The organism is Enterobacter sp. UNJFSC 003 (genome assembly GCF_036903355.1).
Classification (GTDB): Bacteria; Pseudomonadota; Gammaproteobacteria; order Enterobacterales; family Enterobacteriaceae; genus Enterobacter.
Genome location: NZ_JBAKHK010000006.1, coordinates 144,125 through 164,588, shown reverse-complemented (window position 1 = coordinate 164,588; position 20,464 = coordinate 144,125). Strand labels below are relative to the sequence as shown.

General features: G+C 54.1%; 20 protein-coding genes. 6 read left to right on the top strand and 14 right to left on the bottom strand.

All coding sequences use genetic code 11. The annotated features are described in order from the left end of the window. Nucleotides 1-38: 38 nt before the first annotated feature. The 3 genes from V5P19_RS15850 to pepA form a co-directional block, all read right to left on the bottom strand. Nucleotides 39-2,894: a valine--tRNA ligase gene (locus V5P19_RS15850; protein ID WP_334404919.1), complete on the bottom strand. Its 2,856-nt coding sequence runs from the start codon at nucleotides 2,892-2,894 to the stop codon at nucleotides 39-41. Beyond that, on the bottom strand, nucleotides 2,894-3,337 hold the full coding sequence (holC, locus tag V5P19_RS15845; protein ID WP_008502815.1) for a DNA polymerase III subunit chi: 444 nt from the start codon (nucleotides 3,335-3,337) through the stop codon (nucleotides 2,894-2,896). The genes V5P19_RS15850 and holC overlap by 1 nt, the downstream gene beginning before the upstream one ends. 87 nt (nucleotides 3,338-3,424) lie before the next feature. Then, nucleotides 3,425-4,936, bottom strand: a complete 1,512-nt coding sequence (pepA, locus tag V5P19_RS15840) for a leucyl aminopeptidase (protein WP_334404918.1) — start codon at nucleotides 4,934-4,936, stop codon at nucleotides 3,425-3,427. 266 nt (nucleotides 4,937-5,202) lie between these two features. Between pepA and lptF the strand changes: the two genes are divergently transcribed. The 5 genes from lptF (at nucleotide 5,203) to mtgA (ending at nucleotide 11,461) form a co-directional block, all read left to right on the top strand. Then, on the top strand, nucleotides 5,203-6,303 hold the full coding sequence (lptF, locus tag V5P19_RS15835; RefSeq protein ID WP_334404916.1) for an LPS export ABC transporter permease LptF: 1,101 nt from the start codon (nucleotides 5,203-5,205) through the stop codon (nucleotides 6,301-6,303). After that, the gene (gene lptG, locus V5P19_RS15830; RefSeq protein WP_334404914.1) at nucleotides 6,303-7,385 is read left to right on the top strand and encodes an LPS export ABC transporter permease LptG; all 1,083 of its coding nucleotides are present in this window, start codon (nucleotides 6,303-6,305) and stop codon (nucleotides 7,383-7,385) included. The genes lptF and lptG overlap by 1 nt, the downstream gene beginning before the upstream one ends. 135 nt (nucleotides 7,386-7,520) lie before the next feature. Then, nucleotides 7,521-9,854 (top strand): aerobic respiration two-component sensor histidine kinase ArcB, encoded by a 2,334-nt coding sequence (gene arcB / locus V5P19_RS15825; protein ID WP_334404911.1) that lies wholly within the window; start codon nucleotides 7,521-7,523, stop codon nucleotides 9,852-9,854. Nucleotides 9,855-10,085: 231 nt separating this feature from the next. Next, nucleotides 10,086-10,739, top strand: a complete 654-nt coding sequence (elbB, locus tag V5P19_RS15820) for an isoprenoid biosynthesis glyoxalase ElbB (protein ID WP_334405046.1) — start codon at nucleotides 10,086-10,088, stop codon at nucleotides 10,737-10,739. Further along, complete coding sequence (gene mtgA / locus V5P19_RS15815) at nucleotides 10,736-11,461, top strand: monofunctional biosynthetic peptidoglycan transglycosylase (protein WP_334404909.1); 726 nt, start codon at nucleotides 10,736-10,738, stop codon at nucleotides 11,459-11,461. The genes elbB and mtgA overlap by 4 nt, the downstream gene beginning before the upstream one ends. A gap of 39 nt (nucleotides 11,462-11,500) precedes the next feature. Here the strand turns inward: mtgA and npr are convergent, their stop codons facing one another. From npr to V5P19_RS15760, 11 genes are all read right to left on the bottom strand, one after another. Further along, on the bottom strand, nucleotides 11,501-11,773 hold the full coding sequence (npr, locus tag V5P19_RS15810) for a PTS phosphocarrier protein NPr (protein ID WP_025756690.1): 273 nt from the start codon (nucleotides 11,771-11,773) through the stop codon (nucleotides 11,501-11,503). Continuing rightward, a complete protein-coding gene (gene rapZ, locus V5P19_RS15805) occupies nucleotides 11,770-12,624 on the bottom strand; it encodes an RNase adapter RapZ (protein ID WP_334404907.1) in 855 nt (284 codons plus the stop codon). Before rapZ ends, npr begins: the two co-directional genes overlap by 4 nt. A gap of 45 nt (nucleotides 12,625-12,669) precedes the next feature. Continuing rightward, nucleotides 12,670-13,161: a PTS IIA-like nitrogen regulatory protein PtsN gene (ptsN, locus tag V5P19_RS15800; RefSeq protein WP_334404905.1), complete on the bottom strand. Its 492-nt coding sequence runs from the start codon at nucleotides 13,159-13,161 to the stop codon at nucleotides 12,670-12,672. Between the two features lie 82 nt (nucleotides 13,162-13,243). Then, a complete protein-coding gene (gene hpf, locus V5P19_RS15795; protein ID WP_006178790.1) occupies nucleotides 13,244-13,531 on the bottom strand; it encodes a ribosome hibernation promoting factor in 288 nt (95 codons plus the stop codon). A 22-nt stretch (nucleotides 13,532-13,553) separates the two neighbouring features. Beyond that, nucleotides 13,554-14,987 (bottom strand): RNA polymerase factor sigma-54, encoded by a 1,434-nt coding sequence (gene rpoN / locus V5P19_RS15790; protein WP_334404902.1) that lies wholly within the window; start codon nucleotides 14,985-14,987, stop codon nucleotides 13,554-13,556. 47 nt (nucleotides 14,988-15,034) lie between these two features. After that, on the bottom strand, nucleotides 15,035-15,760 hold the full coding sequence (lptB, locus tag V5P19_RS15785) for an LPS export ABC transporter ATP-binding protein (protein WP_334404900.1): 726 nt from the start codon (nucleotides 15,758-15,760) through the stop codon (nucleotides 15,035-15,037). 6 nt (nucleotides 15,761-15,766) lie between these two features. Continuing rightward, nucleotides 15,767-16,321: a lipopolysaccharide ABC transporter substrate-binding protein LptA gene (gene lptA / locus V5P19_RS15780; RefSeq protein ID WP_334404898.1), complete on the bottom strand. Its 555-nt coding sequence runs from the start codon at nucleotides 16,319-16,321 to the stop codon at nucleotides 15,767-15,769. Further along, nucleotides 16,290-16,865 (bottom strand): LPS export ABC transporter periplasmic protein LptC, encoded by a 576-nt coding sequence (gene lptC / locus V5P19_RS15775; protein ID WP_334404896.1) that lies wholly within the window; start codon nucleotides 16,863-16,865, stop codon nucleotides 16,290-16,292. Before lptC ends, lptA begins: the two co-directional genes overlap by 32 nt. Then, nucleotides 16,862-17,428 carry a 3-deoxy-manno-octulosonate-8-phosphatase KdsC gene (gene kdsC / locus V5P19_RS15770; RefSeq protein ID WP_334405044.1) on the bottom strand — a complete coding sequence of 189 codons (567 nt, stop codon included), beginning with the start codon at nucleotides 17,426-17,428 and terminating at the stop codon, nucleotides 16,862-16,864. The genes lptC and kdsC overlap by 4 nt, the downstream gene beginning before the upstream one ends. A 14-nt stretch (nucleotides 17,429-17,442) precedes the next feature. Further along, nucleotides 17,443-18,429 (bottom strand): arabinose-5-phosphate isomerase KdsD, encoded by a 987-nt coding sequence (gene kdsD, locus V5P19_RS15765; protein WP_334404894.1) that lies wholly within the window; start codon nucleotides 18,427-18,429, stop codon nucleotides 17,443-17,445. A gap of 13 nt (nucleotides 18,430-18,442) precedes the next feature. Next, entirely contained in the window at nucleotides 18,443-19,420 is a 978-nt protein-coding gene (locus tag V5P19_RS15760) for a calcium/sodium antiporter (RefSeq protein ID WP_334404892.1), read from the bottom strand. A 228-nt stretch (nucleotides 19,421-19,648) separates the two neighbouring features. Here V5P19_RS15760 and mlaF point away from each other — a divergent pair, with 228 nt between their 5' ends. Continuing rightward, nucleotides 19,649-20,461 (top strand): phospholipid ABC transporter ATP-binding protein MlaF, encoded by an 813-nt coding sequence (gene mlaF, locus V5P19_RS15755; protein ID WP_334404890.1) that lies wholly within the window; start codon nucleotides 19,649-19,651, stop codon nucleotides 20,459-20,461. Nucleotides 20,462-20,464: the final 3 nt, after the last annotated feature.

Genomic DNA, 20,464 nt, shown 5'->3' with positions numbered 1-20,464 from the left:
AAAACCCCTTACGCCCTGAAGCGTAAGGGGTAAAAGCATTACAGCGCGGCAATAACCGCCTGCTGCTCAATCAACTTGGTCTTAGCATCTGCGAAAGCAACCAGACGTTCGCGCTCTTTTGCGATGACCGCTTCGGGTGCACGGGCCACAAAGCCTTCGTTCGCCAGTTTGCCTTCGATTTTGCCAATTTCCACATCGACTTTCGCCACTTCTTTCGCCAGACGTGCTAGCTCAGCATCTTTGTCGATCAGGCCTGCCATTGGGATCAGCAGCTCGGCACCGTCGATGATTTTGGTCACGGAGACCGGACCTTTGTCATCGGCAGGCAGCACGGTGATGCTTTCCAGACGGGCCATGGTTTTCAGGAAGGTGTTGTTCTCTGTAACACGACGAACAGCCGCTTCACTGCAGCCACGCAGCAGCAGTTCCAGAGGTTTACCCGGGGCGATGTTCATTTCTGCACGGATGTTACGTACAGCAACGATCGCCTGCTTCAACCATTCGGTATCGGCTGATGCGGCTTCATCCACTTTGGCCGCGTCAAATTCCGGGAACGGCTGCAGCATGATGGTGTCGGCATTGATGCCCGCAATCACCTTCACGCGCTGCCAGATGGTTTCGGTAATGAATGGAATGACCGGATGCGCCAGGCGCAGCAGACCTTCCAGAACGGTAATCAGCGTGTTACGCGTGCCGCGCAGCTCTGCTTCGGTACCGCCGTTCATTACCGGCTTCGCCAGCTCCAGGTACCAGTCACAGAACTGGTTCCAGGTGAATTCGTACAGGATGCCCGCCGCGATATCGAAGCGGTAGCTGTCCAGCGCCTCGCGGAACGCTTTCACCGTCTGGTTGAATTCCGCGAGGATCCAGCGGTCTGCCAGAGACAGAGTCATGTCGCCGCCATTGAAGCCGCAATCCTGCTCTTCAGTGTTCATCAGCACGAAGCGGCTGGCGTTCCACAGCTTGTTACAGAAGTTACGGTAACCTTCCAGGCGCTTCATATCCCAGTTGATATCACGGCCGGTCGAGGCCAGTGCCGCCAGAGTGAAGCGCAGAGCGTCGGTACCGTGCGGTTCAATTCCGTTCGGGAACTGTTTCTCGGTGCGCTTGCGGATTTTCTCTGCCAGCTGCGGCTGCATCATATTGCCGGTGCGTTTTTCCAGCAGCTCCTCCAGAGAGATACCGTCAACCATATCCAGCGGGTCGATCACGTTGCCCTTGGACTTGGACATCTTCTGGCCTTCGTCGTCGCGGATCAGACCGGTCATGTAGACGGTATGGAACGGAACCTGCGGCTTGCCGTCTTCGTCTTTGATGAAGTGCATGGTCATCATGATCATGCGGGCAATCCAGAAGAAGATGATGTCGAAGCCGGAAACCATCACGCTGGTTGGGTGGAACTGACGCAGCGCGTCGGTGTTTTCCGGCCAGCCGAGCGTGGAGAAGGTCCACAGTGCGGAGGAGAACCAGGTGTCCAGCACGTCTTCGTCCTGACGCAGGGCAACATCCGCGCTCAGGTCGTTTTCCTGACGTACTTCGTCTTCGGTGCGGCCAACGTAGACGTTGCCTTCGTTGTCGTACCATGCCGGGATGCGGTGACCCCACCACAGCTGACGGGAGATACACCAGTCCTGAATATCGCGCATCCAGGAGAAGTACATGTTTTCGTACTGCTTCGGCACGAACTGGATGCTGCCGTTCTCAACCGCTTCAACAGCCGGTTTCGCCAGCACGTCGGCACGCACGTACCACTGGTCGGTCAGCATTGGCTCGATAACCACACCGCCACGGTCGCCGTATGGCACAGTCAGGTCGTGAGGTTTGATCTCTTCCAGCAGGCCGAGAGCATCTACTGCAGCAACAATCGCTTTACGCGCGGCAAAACGTTCCAGCTTCTGGAACTCAGCCGGAATGTCGCTGGAGTAAACGTCGGATTCTTCACCTTTGGTGTCGTACACTTCTGCGCTTTCGCGGATATCGCCGTCGAAGGTCAGAATGTTGATCATCGGCAGGGCGTGACGACGACCGACTTCGTAGTCGTTGAAGTCGTGCGCGGGGGTGATTTTTACGCAGCCGGTGCCTTTTTCCATATCGGCGTGTTCGTCGCCCACAATCGGAATACGGCGGTTAACCAGCGGAAGCACAACGAATTTACCAATTAGATCTTTATAGCGCGGATCTTCCGGGTTGACGGCAACACCGGTATCGCCCAGCAGGGTTTCTGGACGGGTGGTCGCCACCACCAGATAATCTTTACCGTCTGCAGTTTTTGCACCGTCAGCCAGCGGATAGCGGATATGCCACATGGAGCCTTTAGACTCGCGGTTTTCCACTTCGAGGTCAGAGATCGCGGTGCGCAGTTTCGGATCCCAGTTTACCAGGCGTTTACCTCGGTAAATCAGATCTTCTTTGTACAGACGGACAAACACTTCTTTCACGGCGTTGGACAGGCCTTCATCCATGGTGAAGCGCTCGCGCTCCCAGTCCACGGAGTTACCGAGGCGGCGCATCTGACGGGTAATGGTGCCGCCAGATTCCGCTTTCCACTGCCAGATTTTGTCGATGAACGCGTCGCGACCGTAGTCGTGGCGGGTTTTACCTTCTTCAGCGGCAATTTTACGCTCAACCACCATCTGGGTCGCGATACCCGCGTGGTCAGTCCCCGCCTGCCACAGGGTGTTTTTACCCTGCATGCGCTGGTAGCGGATCATGGTGTCCATGATGGTCTGCTGGAAAGCATGACCCATATGCAAACTGCCGGTGACGTTCGGCGGTGGGATCATGATGCAGAAGGACTCTTTGCTTTCATCGCCGTTAGGCTTGAAATAGCCCTGCTGTTCCCAGTGCTCGTAAAGCGGCTGTTCGATATCGCGTGGGTTATATGTCTTTTCCATTATTTCCAGGTTGCCGTATTCAGGTTAAAACCAGCCAGGCGGTACGCCTTATAGCGTTCGCGCGCCAGTTGTTTTAAAGATTCTTCGTAAGGGACAAAGTCTACCACTTCTGTGAAAGCGGTGGCAAAATCTGCAAAATCTATCCGCAGGCTAATCAGAATATCGCGCGCGCTGCTGTTGCGCTTTTGCGGCCAGGCAATTTCTACCGGTGCGCCGCCGCGTGGACCTTCGCCAGACAAATTATGCGGAACAAAACTCTCCGGTGGGCGCGCCCACAGCGCTTCGTCAAGACGGATAGCCTGCTGTTCATCTTCACAGGCAATCAAAACGCGTTTGCCTGCGCGCCAACGTTCTGCGGCAATTTCACACACCAGTTGTTCAACGGCGCTGAGGCCATCCTGGTGGGTGTCGTTGTCCAGAAGGTAGAACGTTGCATTCTTCATATATGGGGCTTCTTGTGCTGACTTTAAATGCTTAAGCCGGGTGGCTATGTCGCCTTACCCGGCCTACGGTTTACTGCTCTGTTGGCCTTACTCGTCGCCGTTGAAACCCGCACGATTAAGCAGGAACTGCGACAGCAGCGCGACCGGACGACCGGTTGCGCCTTTGGCTTTACCGGAGCGCCATGCGGTGCCCGCGATATCCAGGTGCGCCCAGTTGTACTTGCGGGTGAAGCGTGCCAGGAAGCAACCGGCGGTAATAGCCCCACCAGGACGACCACCGATGTTCGCCATATCCGCAAAGTTGGACTCCAGCTGTTCCTGGAACTCGTCGCCGAGCGGCAGGCGCCACGCGCGGTCACCGGCTTGCTCGGACGCGCCGATAAGCTCATGCGCCAGCGGATTGTGGTTCGACATCAGGCCGGTGATATGGTGGCCCAGCGCAATCACGCAGGCACCGGTCAACGTGGCGACATCGATCACCGCTTCGGGTTCGAAACGCTCAACGTAGGTCAGCACGTCGCACAGCACCAGACGGCCTTCGGCGTCAGTGTTCAGCACTTCAATGGTCTGACCGGACATCGTGGTCAGTACATCACCCGGACGGTAGGCACGACCGCCAGGCATGTTTTCGCAGCCAGCCAGCACGCCAATGACGTTAATCGGCAGTTGAAGCTCAGCCACCATGCGCATCACGCCATACACCGCTGCCGCGCCGCACATGTCGTACTTCATCTCATCCATGCCTTCGGCAGGCTTGATGGAGATACCGCCGGAGTCGAAGGTCAGGCCTTTACCGACCAGCACAATTGGGCGTGCATCTTCAGACGGATTGCCCTTGTATTCAATAACCGACATCAGGGACTCGTTCTGGGAACCGTTGCCGACAGCCAGATAAGAGTGCATGCCCAGCTCTTTCATCTGCTGTTCGCCGATAACGCGGGTAATGACATTCTTGCTGTACGCGTCTGCAAGCTGGCGCGCCTGAGAAGCCAGATACGCTGCGTTACAGATGTTTGGCGGCATGTTGCCCAGATCTTTTGCCGCTTTGATCCCGGCAGCAATGGCCAGACCGTGCTGGATTGCGCGCTCGCCGCTCGTCAGTTCGCGACGGGTTGGCACGTTGAAGACCATCTTACGCAGCGGACGGCGCGGCTCGCTCTTGTTGGTCTTCAGTTGATCAAAGCTGTAAAGGCTCTCTTTTGCGGTTTCGACAGCCTGGCGTACTTTCCAGTAGGTATTACGGCCTTTGACGTGCAGTTCTGTCAGGAAGCAGACGGCTTCCATTGAGCCGGTATCATTCAGCGTATTAATTGTTTTTTGAATAACCTGTTTGTACTGGCGTTCATCCAGCTCGCGCTCTTTGCCGCAGCCAATCAGCAAAATACGTTCGGACAGGACGTTTGGAACATGATGCAGTAATAGCGTCTGCCCAGGTTTGCCTTCCAGTTCGCCACGACGCAGCAGCGCGCTGATGTAGCCATCACTGATTTTATCGAGTTGCTCGGCGATCGGGGAGAGGCGGCGTGGTTCAAAAACGCCGACAACGATGCAGGCACTCCGCTGTTTCTCCGGGCTACCGCTTTTTACACTGAACTCCATGCACTACGCTCCTGAATCTTAAAGACAACGGCGGCAGCTACGGCTAGAATTGAAACCTTTCGTAACTCATGTCCGCTGTTGTGGTGACTTCGTGTTAATCTTACGTTATTACGGTTTCGACACGTCAAAAAATGTCCTGAAGCGTGAATCCGACGGGTTTTATAATCTTAGCGATGATTTCGACGACTCAAGAGAATAAATGACGTTTAAGCCATGAAACAAGCAATTTTCCTGCAATAAGACGGGTTTTTACGGGCGTATTTAATGTGATAATCATAAGATATCTGGTGCGAGAGACGCTGAAGAGCCAACTGGCGATCCTCTTTATCCTTCTTCTGATCTTTTTCTGTCAGAAGCTGGTGAGGGTCCTCGGCGCGGCGGTTGACGGCGAAATTCCAACAAATCTGGTGCTTTCTCTGCTCGGGTTAGGTGTGCCGGAAATGGCGCAGCTTATCCTGCCGTTAAGCCTTTTCCTCGGTTTACTCATGACGCTTGGTAAGCTTTATACCGAGAGTGAAATCACGGTGATGCATGCCTGTGGTTTGAGCAAAGCCGTGCTGATAAAAGCCGCCATGGTGCTGGCGCTCTTCACGGGTATTGTTGCGGCGGTGAACGTAATGTGGGCGGGTCCTGCATCTTCTCGTCATCAGGACGAAGTGTTGGCGGAAGCCAAAGCAAACCCGGGTATGGCGGCGCTGGCGCAGGGCCAGTTCCAGCAGGCCACTGACGGAAACTCCGTTCTTTTCATTGAAAGCGTGGACGGCAGCCGCTTTAACGATGTCTTTCTTGCCCAATTACGCACTAAAGGGAATGCCCGTCCTTCCGTCGTGGTGGCCGATTCCGGTCAGCTGGCGCAGCGTAAAGATGGCTCTCAGATTGTGACGCTGAACAAGGGAACGCGGTTTGAAGGCACGGCCATGCTGCGCGATTTCCGTATTACCGATTTCCAGAACTACCAGGCGATTATTGGTCATCAGGCCGTCGCGCTCGATCCTACGGATACCGATCAGATGGACATGCGCACGCTGTGGAATACGGATACCGACAGAGCGCGTGCGGAGTTCCACTGGCGTCTCACCCTGGTCTTCACCGTGTTCATGATGGCATTAATTGTCGTTCCGCTTAGCGTGGTCAACCCGCGTCAGGGACGCGTGCTGTCCATGCTTCCGGCGATGCTGCTTTACCTGGTCTATTTCCTCCTGCAAACCTCCATTCGTTCCAATGGTGCTAAGGGTAAGCTCGACCCGATGATATGGACATGGACGGTCAACAGCTTGTATATCCTGCTGGCGCTGGGATTAAACCTGTGGGATACGGTGCCTATGCGCCGCCTTCGTGCCCGTTTCTCGCGTAAAGGAGCCATCTAATGCAGGCGTTTGGCGTTCTTGATCGCTATATCGGTAAAACCATTTTTACCACCATCATGATGACCCTGTTCATGCTGGTTTCGCTCTCCGGCATTATCAAATTTGTCGATCAGCTTAAAAAAGCCGGGCAGGGGAGCTATGACGCGCTGGGCGCAGGAATGTACACCCTGCTCAGCGTACCGAAAGACGTGCAGATTTTCTTCCCGATGGCGGCTCTGCTGGGCGCGCTGCTGGGGCTGGGGATGCTGGCACAGCGCAGCGAGCTGGTTGTTATGCAGGCATCGGGCTTTACCCGTATGCAGGTGGCACTGTCCGTCATGAAAACGGCGATCCCGCTGGTGTTGCTGACCATGGCAATCGGCGAGTGGGTGGCCCCGCAGGGCGAGCAAATGGCGCGTAACTATCGTGCGCAGGCCATGTATGGCGGTTCACTGCTCTCGACCCAGCAAGGGCTGTGGGCGAAAGATGGCAATAGCTTTGTCTACATCGAACGCGTAAAAGGCGATGATGAACTGGGCGGCGTTAGTATTTATACCTTCAACGATGAACGTCGTTTGCAGTCTGTGCGTCACGCTTCCTCGGCGAAGTTTGACCCCGACCATAAGCAGTGGCGTCTGTCGCAGGTTGACGAATCTAACCTGACCGATCCGAAACAGATCACCGGTTCCCAGACCGTTTCTGGCACGTGGAAAACCAACCTCACCCCTGACAAGCTGGGCGTTGTGGCGCTCGACCCGGATGCGCTCTCCATCAGCGGTTTGCACAACTATGTGAAATACCTGAAGTCGAGCGGGCAAGATGCCGGACGTTATCAGCTCAATATGTGGAGCAAAATCTTCCAGCCGATGTCCGTGGCGGTAATGATGCTGATGGCCCTGTCGTTCATCTTTGGCCCACTGCGTAGCGTGCCGATGGGGGTACGTGTTGTCACCGGGATCAGCTTCGGGTTTGTGTTCTACGTTCTCGATCAGATTTTCGGACCATTGACGTTGGTATACGGTATTCCGCCGGTCGTTGGCGCGCTGTTGCCAAGTGCCAGCTTCTTCCTGATCAGCCTCTGGCTACTTCTGAAACGCTCCTGATTGACCTCTCCTCGCTGCCGGTTCGCCGGGAGCGAGGCTAATCTCCTGTTTCACCCCGCACTTTTTCTCAGAACCTTCAACGTCTCGCCCCGAATTTGAGTATTATTGAGCGATAACGTCGTGAAGGGATCCTCTATGAAACAAATTCGAATGCTTGCCCAGTATTACGTCGATTTGATGATGAAGCTCGGGCTGGTGCGTTTCTCCCTGCTGCTGGCACTGGCGCTGGTCGTTTTGGCTATCGTGGTGCAGATGGCGGTGACCATGGTCCTGCATGGTCAGGTCGAAAGTATCGACGTGATCCGCTCTATCTTTTTTGGCCTGCTGATAACGCCGTGGGCGGTCTATTTTCTCTCTGTCGTGGTTGAACAACTGGAAGAGTCCCGTCAGCGTTTATCCAAGCTGGTGGACAAGCTGGAAGAGATGCGCGAGCGCGATCTGAAGCTCAACGTGCAGCTCAAGGACAATATCGCGCAGTTGAATCAGGAGATCGCCGATCGCGAGAAGGCGGAGGCCGAGCGTCAGACCACGCTGGAGCAGTTGAAAATCGAAATGAAAGAGCGTGAAGTGACGCAGATTCAGCTTGAACAGCAATCTTCTTTCCTGCGCTCCTTTCTTGATGCTTCGCCGGACCTGGTTTTCTATCGGAATGAAGACAAAGAGTTTTCCGGCTGTAACCGGGCGATGGAGCTATTAACCGGTAAAAGCGAAAAGCAGCTGGTTAATCTCAAGCCGCAGGATGTGTACTCCGAAGAGGCGGCGGCTAAAGTGATGGAGACCGATGAGAAAGTGTTCCGCCACAACGTTTCCCTGACCTATGAACAGTGGCTGGATTATCCGGACGGGCGCAAAGCCTGCTTTGAGATCCGTAAAGTTCCCTATTACGACCGCGTGGGGAAACGCCACGGGCTGATGGGCTTTGGCCGCGACATCACCGAGCGCAAGCGCTATCAGGATGCGCTTGAACGCGCCAGCCGCGATAAGACGACCTTTATCTCGACCATCAGCCACGAACTCCGTACGCCGCTTAACGGGATTGTGGGATTGAGCCGTATTCTGCTGGATACCGACCTTACCAGCGAGCAGGAGAAATACCTCAAGACGATTCATGTTTCGGCGGTTACGCTGGGTAATATCTTCAACGATATTATCGACATGGATAAAATGGAACGCCGTAAAGTCCAGCTTGATAACCAGCCTGTGGATTTTACCGGTTTCCTGGCGGACCTGGAGAATCTCTCCGGCCTGCAGGCACAGCAAAAAGGGCTGAGCTTTGTGCTGGAGCCCACGCTGCCGCTGCCGCATAAGGTGGTCACCGACGGTACTCGTTTGCGCCAGATCCTGTGGAATCTGATCAGCAACGCCGTGAAGTTTACCCAAAAGGGACGGGTTGCCGTTCGAATCCGCTATGACCAGGGCGACATGCTGCACTTCGAGGTAGAAGACTCCGGGATTGGTATTCCACAGGAAGAACAGGACAAAATCTTTGCTATGTATTATCAGGTGAAGGACAGCAACGGCGGTAAGCCTGCAACCGGCACGGGCATTGGCCTCGCGGTGTCTAAACGGCTCGCGAAAAGCATGGGCGGTGATATCACCGTATGCAGCCTGCCGGGCAAAGGCTCCACCTTCACGCTCACCGTGCATGCCCCGGCCGTGGCTGAAGAAGTCGAAGACACCTTTGAGAACGATGATATGCCGCTTCCGGCTCTGCATGTTCTGCTGGTGGAGGACATTGAGCTGAATGTGATTGTCGCGCGCTCCGTGCTTGAAAAACTGGGTAACAGCGTCGATGTGGCGATGACCGGGAAAGCCGCGCTGGAGATGTTTACGCCGGGTGAATATGACCTTGTGTTGCTGGATATTCAGCTGCCGGACATGACCGGGCTGGATATCTCACGTGAGCTGACGCGCAAATATGCGCCAGACGAGCTGCCGCCGCTGGTTGCCCTCACGGCGAACGTACTGAAAGACAAAAAAGAGTACCTCGATGCCGGTATGGATGATGTGCTCAGTAAGCCGTTGGCGGTGCCTGCCTTGACCGCCATGATCAAGAAGTTCTGGGATACCTGTGATGAAGAGGAGAGCACCATGACGTCTGTTGATAGCGCGAAAGCCCAAACGATACTCGATACAGCCATGCTGGAGCAGTACATTGATTTGGTTGGCCCAAAACTGATTACGGATGGACTGGCCGTCTTCGAAAAAATGATGCCAGGCTACCTGAGCGTACTGGAATCGAACCTCACCGCGCGTGACCAGAAAGGCATTGTCGAAGAAGGGCATAAGATCAAAGGTGCCGCGGGTTCGGTTGGGCTTCGCCACCTGCAACAGCTGGGCCAACAGATTCAGTCACCGGATTTACCTGCCTGGGAAGATAACGTAGGTGATTGGGTCGAAGAGATGAAACAAGAGTGGCAGAACGATGTGGCGGTACTGAAAGCCTGGGTGGATGACAGAAAAAAATGACCCCGGCTAAACCGGGGTGCGCGAATACTGCGCCAACACCAGGGAAATCGTGGCTGCGCCTGATTTTTTGTGTTGTTTTCGCATGGACGCCGCCTGAATATTTAGGCCGCACGCAGTTAAGATAGCAAATCTTAAATGATTTGTTACAGGAATCAGTGAAATGTGTGAAGCATAGCGTTTTAATCAGAATTATTAATGTGCTTCAGCGAGTTGCAAAGAAGGATCGTGATGATGAAAAAAGTGGGTGTCGTTCTGAGCGGATGCGGTGTGTATGACGGCTCTGAGATACACGAAGCGGTATTAACACTGCTGGCACTGGCCCGACAGGGTGCGGAAGTCGTTTGCTTTGCGCCGGATAAAAACCAGGTGGATGTATTAAATCATCTTACCGGCGAACCCATGGCCGAAACCCGTAACGTGCTGATTGAAGCCGCGCGCATTGTCAGGGGGGATATCCATCCTCTGGTACAGGCTGATGCCTCAGAACTTGATGCGTTAATTGTGCCGGGCGGCTTTGGTGCGGCCAAAAATCTGAGCAACTTTGCTTCACAGGGCGCGGAATGCCAGGTTGATGCGGATCTCAAAGCGCTGTCTCTGGCAATGCATGCGGCGGGTAAGCCGCAGGGCTTTATCTGTATAGCGCCGGCGATGTTGCCCAAAATTTTTGATTTCCCACTGCGTCTCACCATTGGGACCGACATTGATACCGCAGAAGTCATCGAAGAGATGGGCGGCGAGCACGTACCGTGTCCGGTTGATGACATTGTGGTGGATGAGGACAACAAAATTGTCACCACGCCTGCGTATATGCTGGCGCAAAATATTGCCGAGGCCGCCACGGGTATTGAAAAGCTGGTGGACCGCGTGCTGGTTCTCAGTGAATGAGGCGTAAAGTCGGTGCAGGTGCGTGGGTAAAACGCATCCTGCTGCGCGTCGTGCTCGTGCTGGCCGTCTTCTGGGGCGGTGGAATCGCTTTATTCAGTATTCTGCCGGTGCCGTTTTCGGCCGTTATGGTCGAACGTCAGATTGGAGCATGGTTCATCGGCGATTTCGGCTATGTCGCACACTCCAATTGGGTGAGCGCGGATGAGATCTCGCCGTTCATGGGGTTGGCGGTGATCGCGGCAGAAGACCAGAAATTCCCGGAGCACTGGGGATTTGACGTGACAGCCATCGAGAAGGCACTTGCCCATAACGAGCGCCATGAAAATCGCGTGCGAGGGGCGTCGACGCTATCGCAGCAGACGGCAAAAAATCTGTTTTTATGGGATGGCCGAAGCTGGGTTCGAAAAGGGCTGGAAGCCGGATTGACGCTGGGGATGGAAACGGTCTGGAGCAAAAAACGCATTCTAACCGTTTATCTTAATATTGCGGAGTTTGGTGACGGCGTGTTTGGCGTCGAGGCTGCATCGCAGCGCTATTTTAATAAGCCCGCCAGCCGGCTGAGTATGTCCGAAGCCGCGCTGTTAGCTGCTGTACTCCCTAATCCGATCCGTTTTAAGGCCAATGCTCCCTCGGGCTACGTGCGAAGCCGTCAGGCGTGGATCATGCGCCAGATGCGTCAGTTGGGCGGAGAAGGTTTTATGCAGCGTAACAATCTGATGTAGGGCGGGTAAGCGCAGCGCCACCCGCCGACGTGGCGGACGTTAGTCTTCGTCAAACCCGGCATTAAACAGAGCAACCACCGCCGCCAGCGCTTCCTCTTCCTGAGGGCCGGTCGCTTCGACTTCAATTTGACGGCCTTTGGCTGAGTCCAGCATCAGCAGGGCTATCACGCTGTTGGCTTCCGCTTCGGTGCCTTCATCGTTACGCAGCAGGACTTCTGCATCGAAACCCTGCATCAGCTCAAACAGCTTCATCGCCGGGCGTGCATGCATGCCCAGCTTATTGGTGATCTCAACAGTCTGTTTTACGGTCATGTTTTACGTTTTTCCAGCGTGCGATGACGGGACTGAACGTTCTTGCCGCGTGAACGGAAATAGTCGGCCAGCTGTTCGGCAATATAAACCGAACGATGTTTACCGCCGGTACAGCCAATCGCCACCGTCAGATAGCTACGATTGTTTGTCTCCAGCATTGGTAACCATAGCTCAAGGTAGCTTCGCGTCTGGTAGATAAAATTGTGAACTTCTGTGTGCCTGTCGAGGAACGCCGCAACGGGTTTATCCAGACCGGTCATTGGACGCAGTTTAGGATCCCAGTGCGGGTTAGGCAGGAAGCGCACGTCGAAAACATAATCCGCATCGATAGGGATACCGTGCTTGAAGCCGAATGATTCAAACACCATTGTCAGCTCTCGCTCGCGTTTGCCCAGCAGTCGGGTACGCAGCATCTCCGCCAGCTCGTGAACGGACATCTCTGAGGTGTCGACAATCAGATCCGCGCGTGAACGCAGCGGCTCCAGCAAATCACTCTCTTCATCGATAGCGCTCTCCAGTGAAAGGTTCTTACTGGAAAGCGGGTGCAGACGACGGGTGTCACTGTAACGACGGATGAGCGTATTGCGGTCAGCGTCAAGGAACAGCAGCTGAGGCGAGAAGGTATCAGGCAGATTGCTCATCGCCTGCTCAAAGATTTCAGGTGATTCCGGCATGTTACGGACGTCGATGCTGACGGCCGCAGAAATCTGTCTTTCCGCAAGCGTCCGCGCCAGATCGGGCAACAACACCACCGGCAGGTTATCTACGCAGTAAAAACCCATATCTTCCAGTGCGCGCAGGGCGACGGATTTTCCCGACCCCGAACGACCACTGACGATCATCAGCACCATGTTCCGTTTCTCCTCAGGACAACAGATGTGAAGGCCATCTCCCGGTTATGCATCATCCTGAATGCCTTCTGCTTCAGTGATAATTTGATAAAGTTCTTCATCACTCTGGGCTGAACGCAGTCGACGGCAAATGGTTTTATCGGCAAGGCGTTTTGCCACCAGTGACAGCGTATGCAGATGGGTCTTCGTCTGGTCAGCAGGCACCAGCAGCGCGAAGAGGAGGTCGACCGGCTGGTTATCGATAGCATCGAAGGCGATAGGCGTTTCAAGCTGCACAAACACGCCGACGGCACGCAATGTGTCTTCTTCCAGTTTGCCATGCGGGATCGCGATGCCGTTGCCGATGCCGGTACTGCCCATTTTTTCACGGGTCAGAATGGCTTCGAATACGACCTGTGGCGGCAGGCCCAGCTGTTTTGCGGCCAGTTCACTGATGATCTCCAGCGCACGTTTCTTGCTCTGGCAGTGAACGCCACTGCGGGTACATTCCTGGTTAAGGACATTGCTCAGTTGAAGAGCGGAATCGTTGTTCATCATAATTTCACCTAAGCGCTAACTGTACAAATGGCCTGTTGTGTTTCACAACAGGCCTTCCTGCACCCGTTAACTGCCCGGACAATTAGTGTTGTTTCAGTTTGTCTTTATGTTTATTAAGCTGTCGCGCAAGCTTGTCAATCAAGCCGTCGATAGCCGCGTACATGTCTTGCCCTTCCGCACTAGCATGGAGTTCACCCCCGTTAACGTGCAGGGTTGCATCCGAGATATGAGTCACTTTCTCCACTTTCAACACAATATAGACCTGATTGATCCTTTCGAAATACTGCTCGAGTTTCGCGAATTTCGTGTTCAGGAAATCGCGTAAAGCCTCAGTAATCTCGACATTTTGTCCAGTGATGTTGAGCTGCATAGTGTCTTCCTTATCGGTTGTGTCAGACCAGCTGTTTACGCTGGTTGGACGGCGGAATGGATAAAGACTCTCGATACTTCGCAACGGTACGACGTGCCACCATAATACCCTGGTCGGACAACATGGTGGTTAACTTACTGTCGCTCAGTGGCTTCGCGGGGTTCTCCGCGGCGATCAACTTCTTCACCAGGGCACGGATTGCCGTGGATGAGGCTTCGCCGCCACCCTCAGTATTCACATGGCTGGAGAAGAAATACTTAAGCTCAAAAATACCGCGCGGACTGTGCAAATACTTTTGCGTCGTCACGCGAGAAATGGTGGATTCGTGCATCTCGACGGCCTGGGCGATGTCTGCCAGAACCATCGGCTTCATAAACTCTTCACCTTGCTCAAAGAAGGCCTGCTGCTGTTCGACAATACAGCGACTGACGCGGAGTAGCGTATCATTTCTGCTCTCAAGGCTTTTGATCAACCATCGCGCTTCCTGCAGATTGCTTCGAATATATTGATTGTCGGAGTCGTTACGCGCGCTGGTGCACATGGAGGCGTATTGCTGGTTGATTTGCAGGCGAGGAATACTGTCTGAGTTCAGTTCAACGACCCAACGGTCATTGTGCTTTCTGACCAGTACATCAGGGATGACATACTCGGGTTCGCTGGTCTGGATCGACTGACCAGGGCGCGGATCGAGCGACTGGATCAGGTTAACCGCTTCCTTCAGCACGTCTTCCTTCAGGCGCGTGACGCGCATCAGGGTGCGGAAATCATGGTTGGCCAACAGATCCAGATGATCGCTGATGATGAGACGGGCCTCATTGATCCACGGCGTTGCTTTGTCGAATTGCGAAAGTTGGATCAGCAGGCAGTCCCGCAGATCTTTCGCCGCCACGCCTACCGGATCGAAGCGCTGTATACGCTTTAAAACGGCTTCAATCTCTTCAAGTTCGATCTCTTCATCGCCGATGCTTTCCAGAATATCGTCCAGCGTGACGGTCAAATAGCCGGTGTCATCAACGGCATCGACAATGGACGTCGCAATGGCACGATCGGTATCGGAGAACGGGGTGAGCTCCACCTGCCACATGAGGTAATCCTGCAGTGACTGAGTGGTTTCACCCTGATAAACCGGTAGCTCATCGTCCTGGTAGTCTGCACGCGTTCCGGAAGGGGTTCCGGCGGTGTAGATTTCATCCCAGCTGGCATCCAGCGGAAGCTCGTCCGGCATCTCTTTTTGTTCGAGCGCATCAGCGGTGTCGAGCGTTTCAGTGTCCTGCGTTTGCTGAGTGTCTACCTCTTCATGAAGATCGGTTTGCTCCAACAGCGGATTGCTGTCCAGCGCTTGCTGGAGCTCCTGCTGGAGTTCTAAAGTGGACAGTTGCAACAGACGGATTGCCTGCTGTAACTGCGGCGTCATTGCCAATTGTTGGCTGAGCCTTAATTGCAAACCTTGCTTCATGTTCAGAGCATTTTTCTCCGGTTCGGCGTTACGTTACCTCTACCCTATCAGAGTCTGAAGTCTTCCCCAAGGTACACGCGCTTAACATGTTCATCTTCGAGGATTTGCTGCGGCGTACCGTGAGCGATCAGATGGCCCTGACTTACGATATAGGCACGTTCACATACGGCCAGCGTTTCACGGACGTTGTGGTCAGTGATCAACACGCCCAGCCCGCTGTCGCGCAGGTGCTCAATAATGCGTTTAATGTCGATAACGGAGATGGGATCAACGCCCGCAAAGGGTTCATCCAGAAGGATAAATTTCGGATTGGCCGCCAGCGCACGCGCAATTTCTACACGTCGACGTTCACCACCGGATAATGCCTGACCGAGGCTATCGCGAAGATGTTCAATGTGGAACTCTTCCATCAGCTCATTGGCGCGATCCTGACGCTGTTCGCTGGTCAGATCGTCACGAATTTGCAGAACCGCCATCAGGTTATCGAAAACGCTGAGTCGGCGGAAAATAGACGCTTCCTGAGGCAAATAGCCGATACCACGACGTGCGCGCGCATGCAGCGGGAGCAGGCTGATGTCTTCATCATCGATGATGATGTTGCCTGCGTCGCGCGACACAATGCCCACGACCATGTAGAAGGTGGTGGTTTTACCCGCACCGTTCGGGCCAAGCAGACCCACAATTTCGCCGGAGTTAACGGTCAGACTGACATCTTCTACGACACGGCGACCCTTGTAGGCTTTCGCGAGATTTTTTGCAGTTAATGTTGCCATAACGAATTAGTTACTCTTCTTCTGTGCCGGGGCCTGGCTTTTGCCTTTATCCTGCAGCTGCGAAGGAACAAGCACGGTGGTGACGCGTCTTCCTTTCTCGCTGGAGGCCTGCATTTTTTGCTCTTTCACCAGATAGGTGATCCGATCGCCGGTGATATTGCTGTCGAGCTGTTCCAGATACGCATTACCGGTCAGGATCACCAGATCCTTCGCCAGCTCATAGTGCATATGCGAGGCGCGACCTTTCACCGGTTTGCCGTTGTCCTGCATCTGATAGAACGTGGCAGGGTTGCCGTAGCCATCAATAATCTCTTTGCCCTGTTCGCCACCAGGGCGAGTGACGACCACTTTGTCGGCGTTAATTTTGATGGTGCCCTGGGTCATGACGACGTTGCCCGTGAAGGTGACGACGTTCCCCTGCATATCGAGAGACTGGGTATCAGACTCGATATGAATCGGCTGTTCAGTGTCTCCCGTCACAGCAAACGCGGGAAGACTGGTTGCCAGTATCGCACTGGCGATAATTACTTTAAGGCTGAGTTTGTTTGTTTTGAATTTCATAGGAGGTTCTAACCTTTTCAATCAGCTCGGCGTTTTTGCTGCGTAAGTTCCCGCGCATTCTCAGACCGCTGGAATTAAATGTTGTGCCATACAGGGTGACCAGATCCTGAGAGGTTACATCCTGAGTCACCAGGTTTATCTGGGCGTTATCCGTCGTGATTTTGCGCAGTTGCGAGTCAGGCGCCAGGGCGTTGACTTCAACGTGGCCATACAGATAAAGCATACGGTCATTCGTCAGTTTTGCCCGGTCTGACTTTATCGACCATGTTGGGACTTTGTTGGTATCGAACGTCGTCATTACCGGTTGGGTAAACCACGTAATACCGTCATCTGAAAAATATTCAACATGCTGGGCAATCAGGCGATAGTTCAACGCGCCTTCCGGGCTATAAACCACGGTGTCGCTGTGATCGCTTTTGTAGGTGGGATCGCTCGTGTTGACCACTTCCGTTTGCGTATCGTCGCGGTCGGCAAGGTTCACCCCAATCAATACCAGTACGGCAAGCGAAAGCAGAATGATAACCCAACGTCTGGTTTTACTCATATCGATTGCCCTTTGGCCTCATCAAGCTTGCCCTGCGCCAGCAGAAGCAGATCGCATACTTCACGTACGGCACCGCGGCCGCCGTTAATATGGGTAACATAATCAGCACGCGGGATCAGCAATGGATGCGCGTCCGCCACGGCGATGCTCAGACCCACCTCGGCCATCACCGGCCAGTCAATCAGATCGTCCCCGACATAGGCGACGTTTTCCGGTGCGATAGCCAGTTTTCCGAGCAAATCCTTAAAGGCCACCATCTTATCGGATTGGCCCTGATAAAGATGGGTAATACCCAGCGTTTCGCAGCGGTCTTCTACCAGTTTAGCTTTACGTCCGGTGATGATAGCAACTTCAATACCGGATGTGAGCGCGCAGCGAATTCCGTAGCCGTCGCGAACGTTAAAGGCCTTCAGCTCTTCGCCATTGTTGCCCATATAAATCAGGCCATCGGAAAGCACACCATCCACATCCAGAATCAGCAGGCGGATGTTTTTCGCCTTTGCCATCATGTGGGTACTGACCGGACCATAACAGGTTGCAAGGGATGCACCCGCATTACTCATTGTCTTATCCTTCATTACACTACGCCTGCGCGCAGCAGATCATGCATATGTACCACACCCAGCAATTGGTCGCCATCGGCAACCATCACTGAGGTGATATGACGGGACTGCATCAGATTCAGCACATCCACCGCCAGCGTGCCTGGACGCACACGAACGCCGCCAGGCGTCATGACATCGGCGATCCCGAGCGTGCGGACATCAACGCCCATATCGAACACGCGGCGTAAGTCGCCGTCGGTGAAAATTCCCTGAATAATCATCAGGTCGTCACATACCACCGTCATACCGAGGTTTTTACGGGTGATTTCAAGCAGAGCATCGCGCAAAGAGGCGTCTTTACTGACATGAGGGATCTCATCGCCAGTATGCATAATATCGTTCACCCGCAGCAGCAGTTTTCGCCCCAATGCGCCGCCAGGATGGGAAAGCGCAAAATCTTCAGGCGTGAAACCACGTGCTTCAAGTAGCGCAACGGCAAGAGCATCCCCCATCACCAGCGCAGCAGTGGTGCTGGAGGTGGGCGCAAGGCCTAGCGGGCAGGCTTCTTTAGGTACTTTAACGCACAGGTGAATATCTGCTGCCCGCGCCATGCTGCTTTCCGGGCGGCTGGTCATGCAAATAAGCGGAACATGCAGTCGCTTCAAGACCGGGATCAGCGCCAGGATCTCATTGGACTCACCCGAATTCGATAACGCAATGACCACATCCTGCGGCGTAACCATGCCCAGGTCGCCGTGCGCGGCTTCCCCTGGATGAACGAAGAAGGAGGAGGTTCCGGTGCTGGCAAACGTCGCCGCCATTTTACGTCCAATGTGACCGGACTTGCCCATCCCCATTACCACGACTTTACCGGCACAGTAGAACATCTTCTCACATGCCTGACTAAAATCCTGGTTAATGTACTGATCTAACTGCGCCAGACCTTCACGTTCAATCTCCAGAACGTCTTTGCCTGCTTTCTGAAAGTCAAAACCCGGCTGCAATTCTATTTGCGACATAATGCGTTTCCGTTTACCCAGAGAGAAGAGGCGAGAGCCAGTACAGCATCGCCATCCATACGATAAATCCACCCGTCAGCAGCGCGCCTGCGCCTTTGCCGATCTGTCGTTGCCGCCGCCAGCAGAGCAGGGCAAAAATGACGCTAACCAGCAACATCACACCATAGTCGCGCGTGAATGCCATCGTATTAAACGGCCCCGGTGCTATCAGGGCGGGCAGCCCCATCACGATGGCGATATTAAAAATGTTGGACCCGATGATATTGCCAATGGCGATGTCATCTTCGCCTTTACGTGCGCCAGCAATCGCCGTGGCCAGTTCTGGCAGGCTGGTGCCGATAGCGATAACCGTCAGGCCAATGGTCAGTTCGCTCATGGCGAAAAAGTTTGCCAGTACCGTGGCGTTATCCACTACCATACGGGTCGCCATGGGCATAATGATCAGTGCGACGCCCAGCCAAAGCAGCGCCACTGGCAGCGTGCCTTCACGCGGAAGTTCAGCGACCTGCTCGCGAGTCAGGCTGTCATGACCCTGTTTTTCAGCCTGGCGGGCGATTTTAACACTATAAAGCAGCCAGATGACTGCCAGTGCCAGCAAGAATATGCCGTCGCTGTAGCTCAGCACGCCGTCATAAAATACGCAGCCCGCCAACAGGCTTACGATTAACATTAGCGGCAATTCACGGCGCAGAACATCGGAATGCACGCGAAATGGATGCAGGAGAGCCGCTAAGCCTAAAATAAGGAGAATATTAACGATGTTAGAGCCAATTGCGGTGCCGATTGCAAGGTCGACCTGCCCATGCAGTGATGCCGTGACCGAGACGATGATTTCAGGAAGAGAGGTCCCGACACTGACAACGGTCATCCCGATGACAATAGGCGGTACGCCAATCAGCCGGCACAGGATGGATGCAGCAAACACTAAACGGTCAGCACTGTAGACCACCAAAAGTAAACCAATTATTAACAGTGCTGTTGCTAAAAGCATCAAAAGTCCTTTCTTCAGGTATACTTGCCGGTCCACCGCGCAGGAATTGTTGGCGCTGCATACAGTCTGAGACGTAACGAATTCCTAATTTTGACTTTATGCGCCGGAAAAGTAAAACAAATGCCAGCTTTCGCTAACCTCTCCAGCCAATATTCTGTAAAAATGTGGGGTTTAGGGCTGATTTAAGCTTCACGCTTCGCATGAAGCAGGGCAAGAAAGGAACCGTAAATGAGCCAAACGCTGGCGAATATAGTCGATGTCCGTGGAGTGAGTTTTTCTCGCGCCAATAGATTGATATTTGATGATATTTCGTTGACCGTACCGCGTGGCAAGATTACCGCCATTATGGGGCCATCAGGGATCGGTAAAACGACCCTGCTGCGACTCATCGGTGGACAGATCCCACCGGATAGCGGTGAAATTCTCTTCGACGGTGAAAACATCCCGGAGATGTCACGATCGCGCCTGTATACTGTTCGTAAGCGCATGAGCATGCTCTTTCAGTCGGGGGCACTGTTCACGGATATGAACGTCTTTGATAACGTGGCCTACCCACTGCGCGAGCACACCAGTCTGCCGCCAGAACTGCTGAAAAGCACGGTGACGATGAAGCTTGAAGCTGTCGGGCTGCGAGGGGCGGCAAAATTAATGCCGTCTGAACTCTCAGGCGGTATGGCACGTCGCGCGGCGCTGGCGCGAGCCATTGCGCTCGAACCTGATTTAATCATGTTCGACGAACCTTTCGTTGGGCAAGACCCCATCACCATGGGCGTGCTGGTGAAGTTAATCTCAGAATTGAACAGCGCGCTTGGCGTCACCTGCATCGTGGTTTCGCACGATGTACCGGAAGTGCTGAGCATTGCTGATTACGCCTATATCGTGGCAGACAAAAAGATCGTCGCACACGGTAGCGCTCAGGCGCTGCAGGACAATTGCGACCCGCGGGTGCGGCAGTTCCTGGACGGCATCGCTGATGGGCCAGTTCCGTTCCGTTATCCTGCGGGCGACTATCGTGACGATTTATTGGGAATAGGGAGTTAAGCC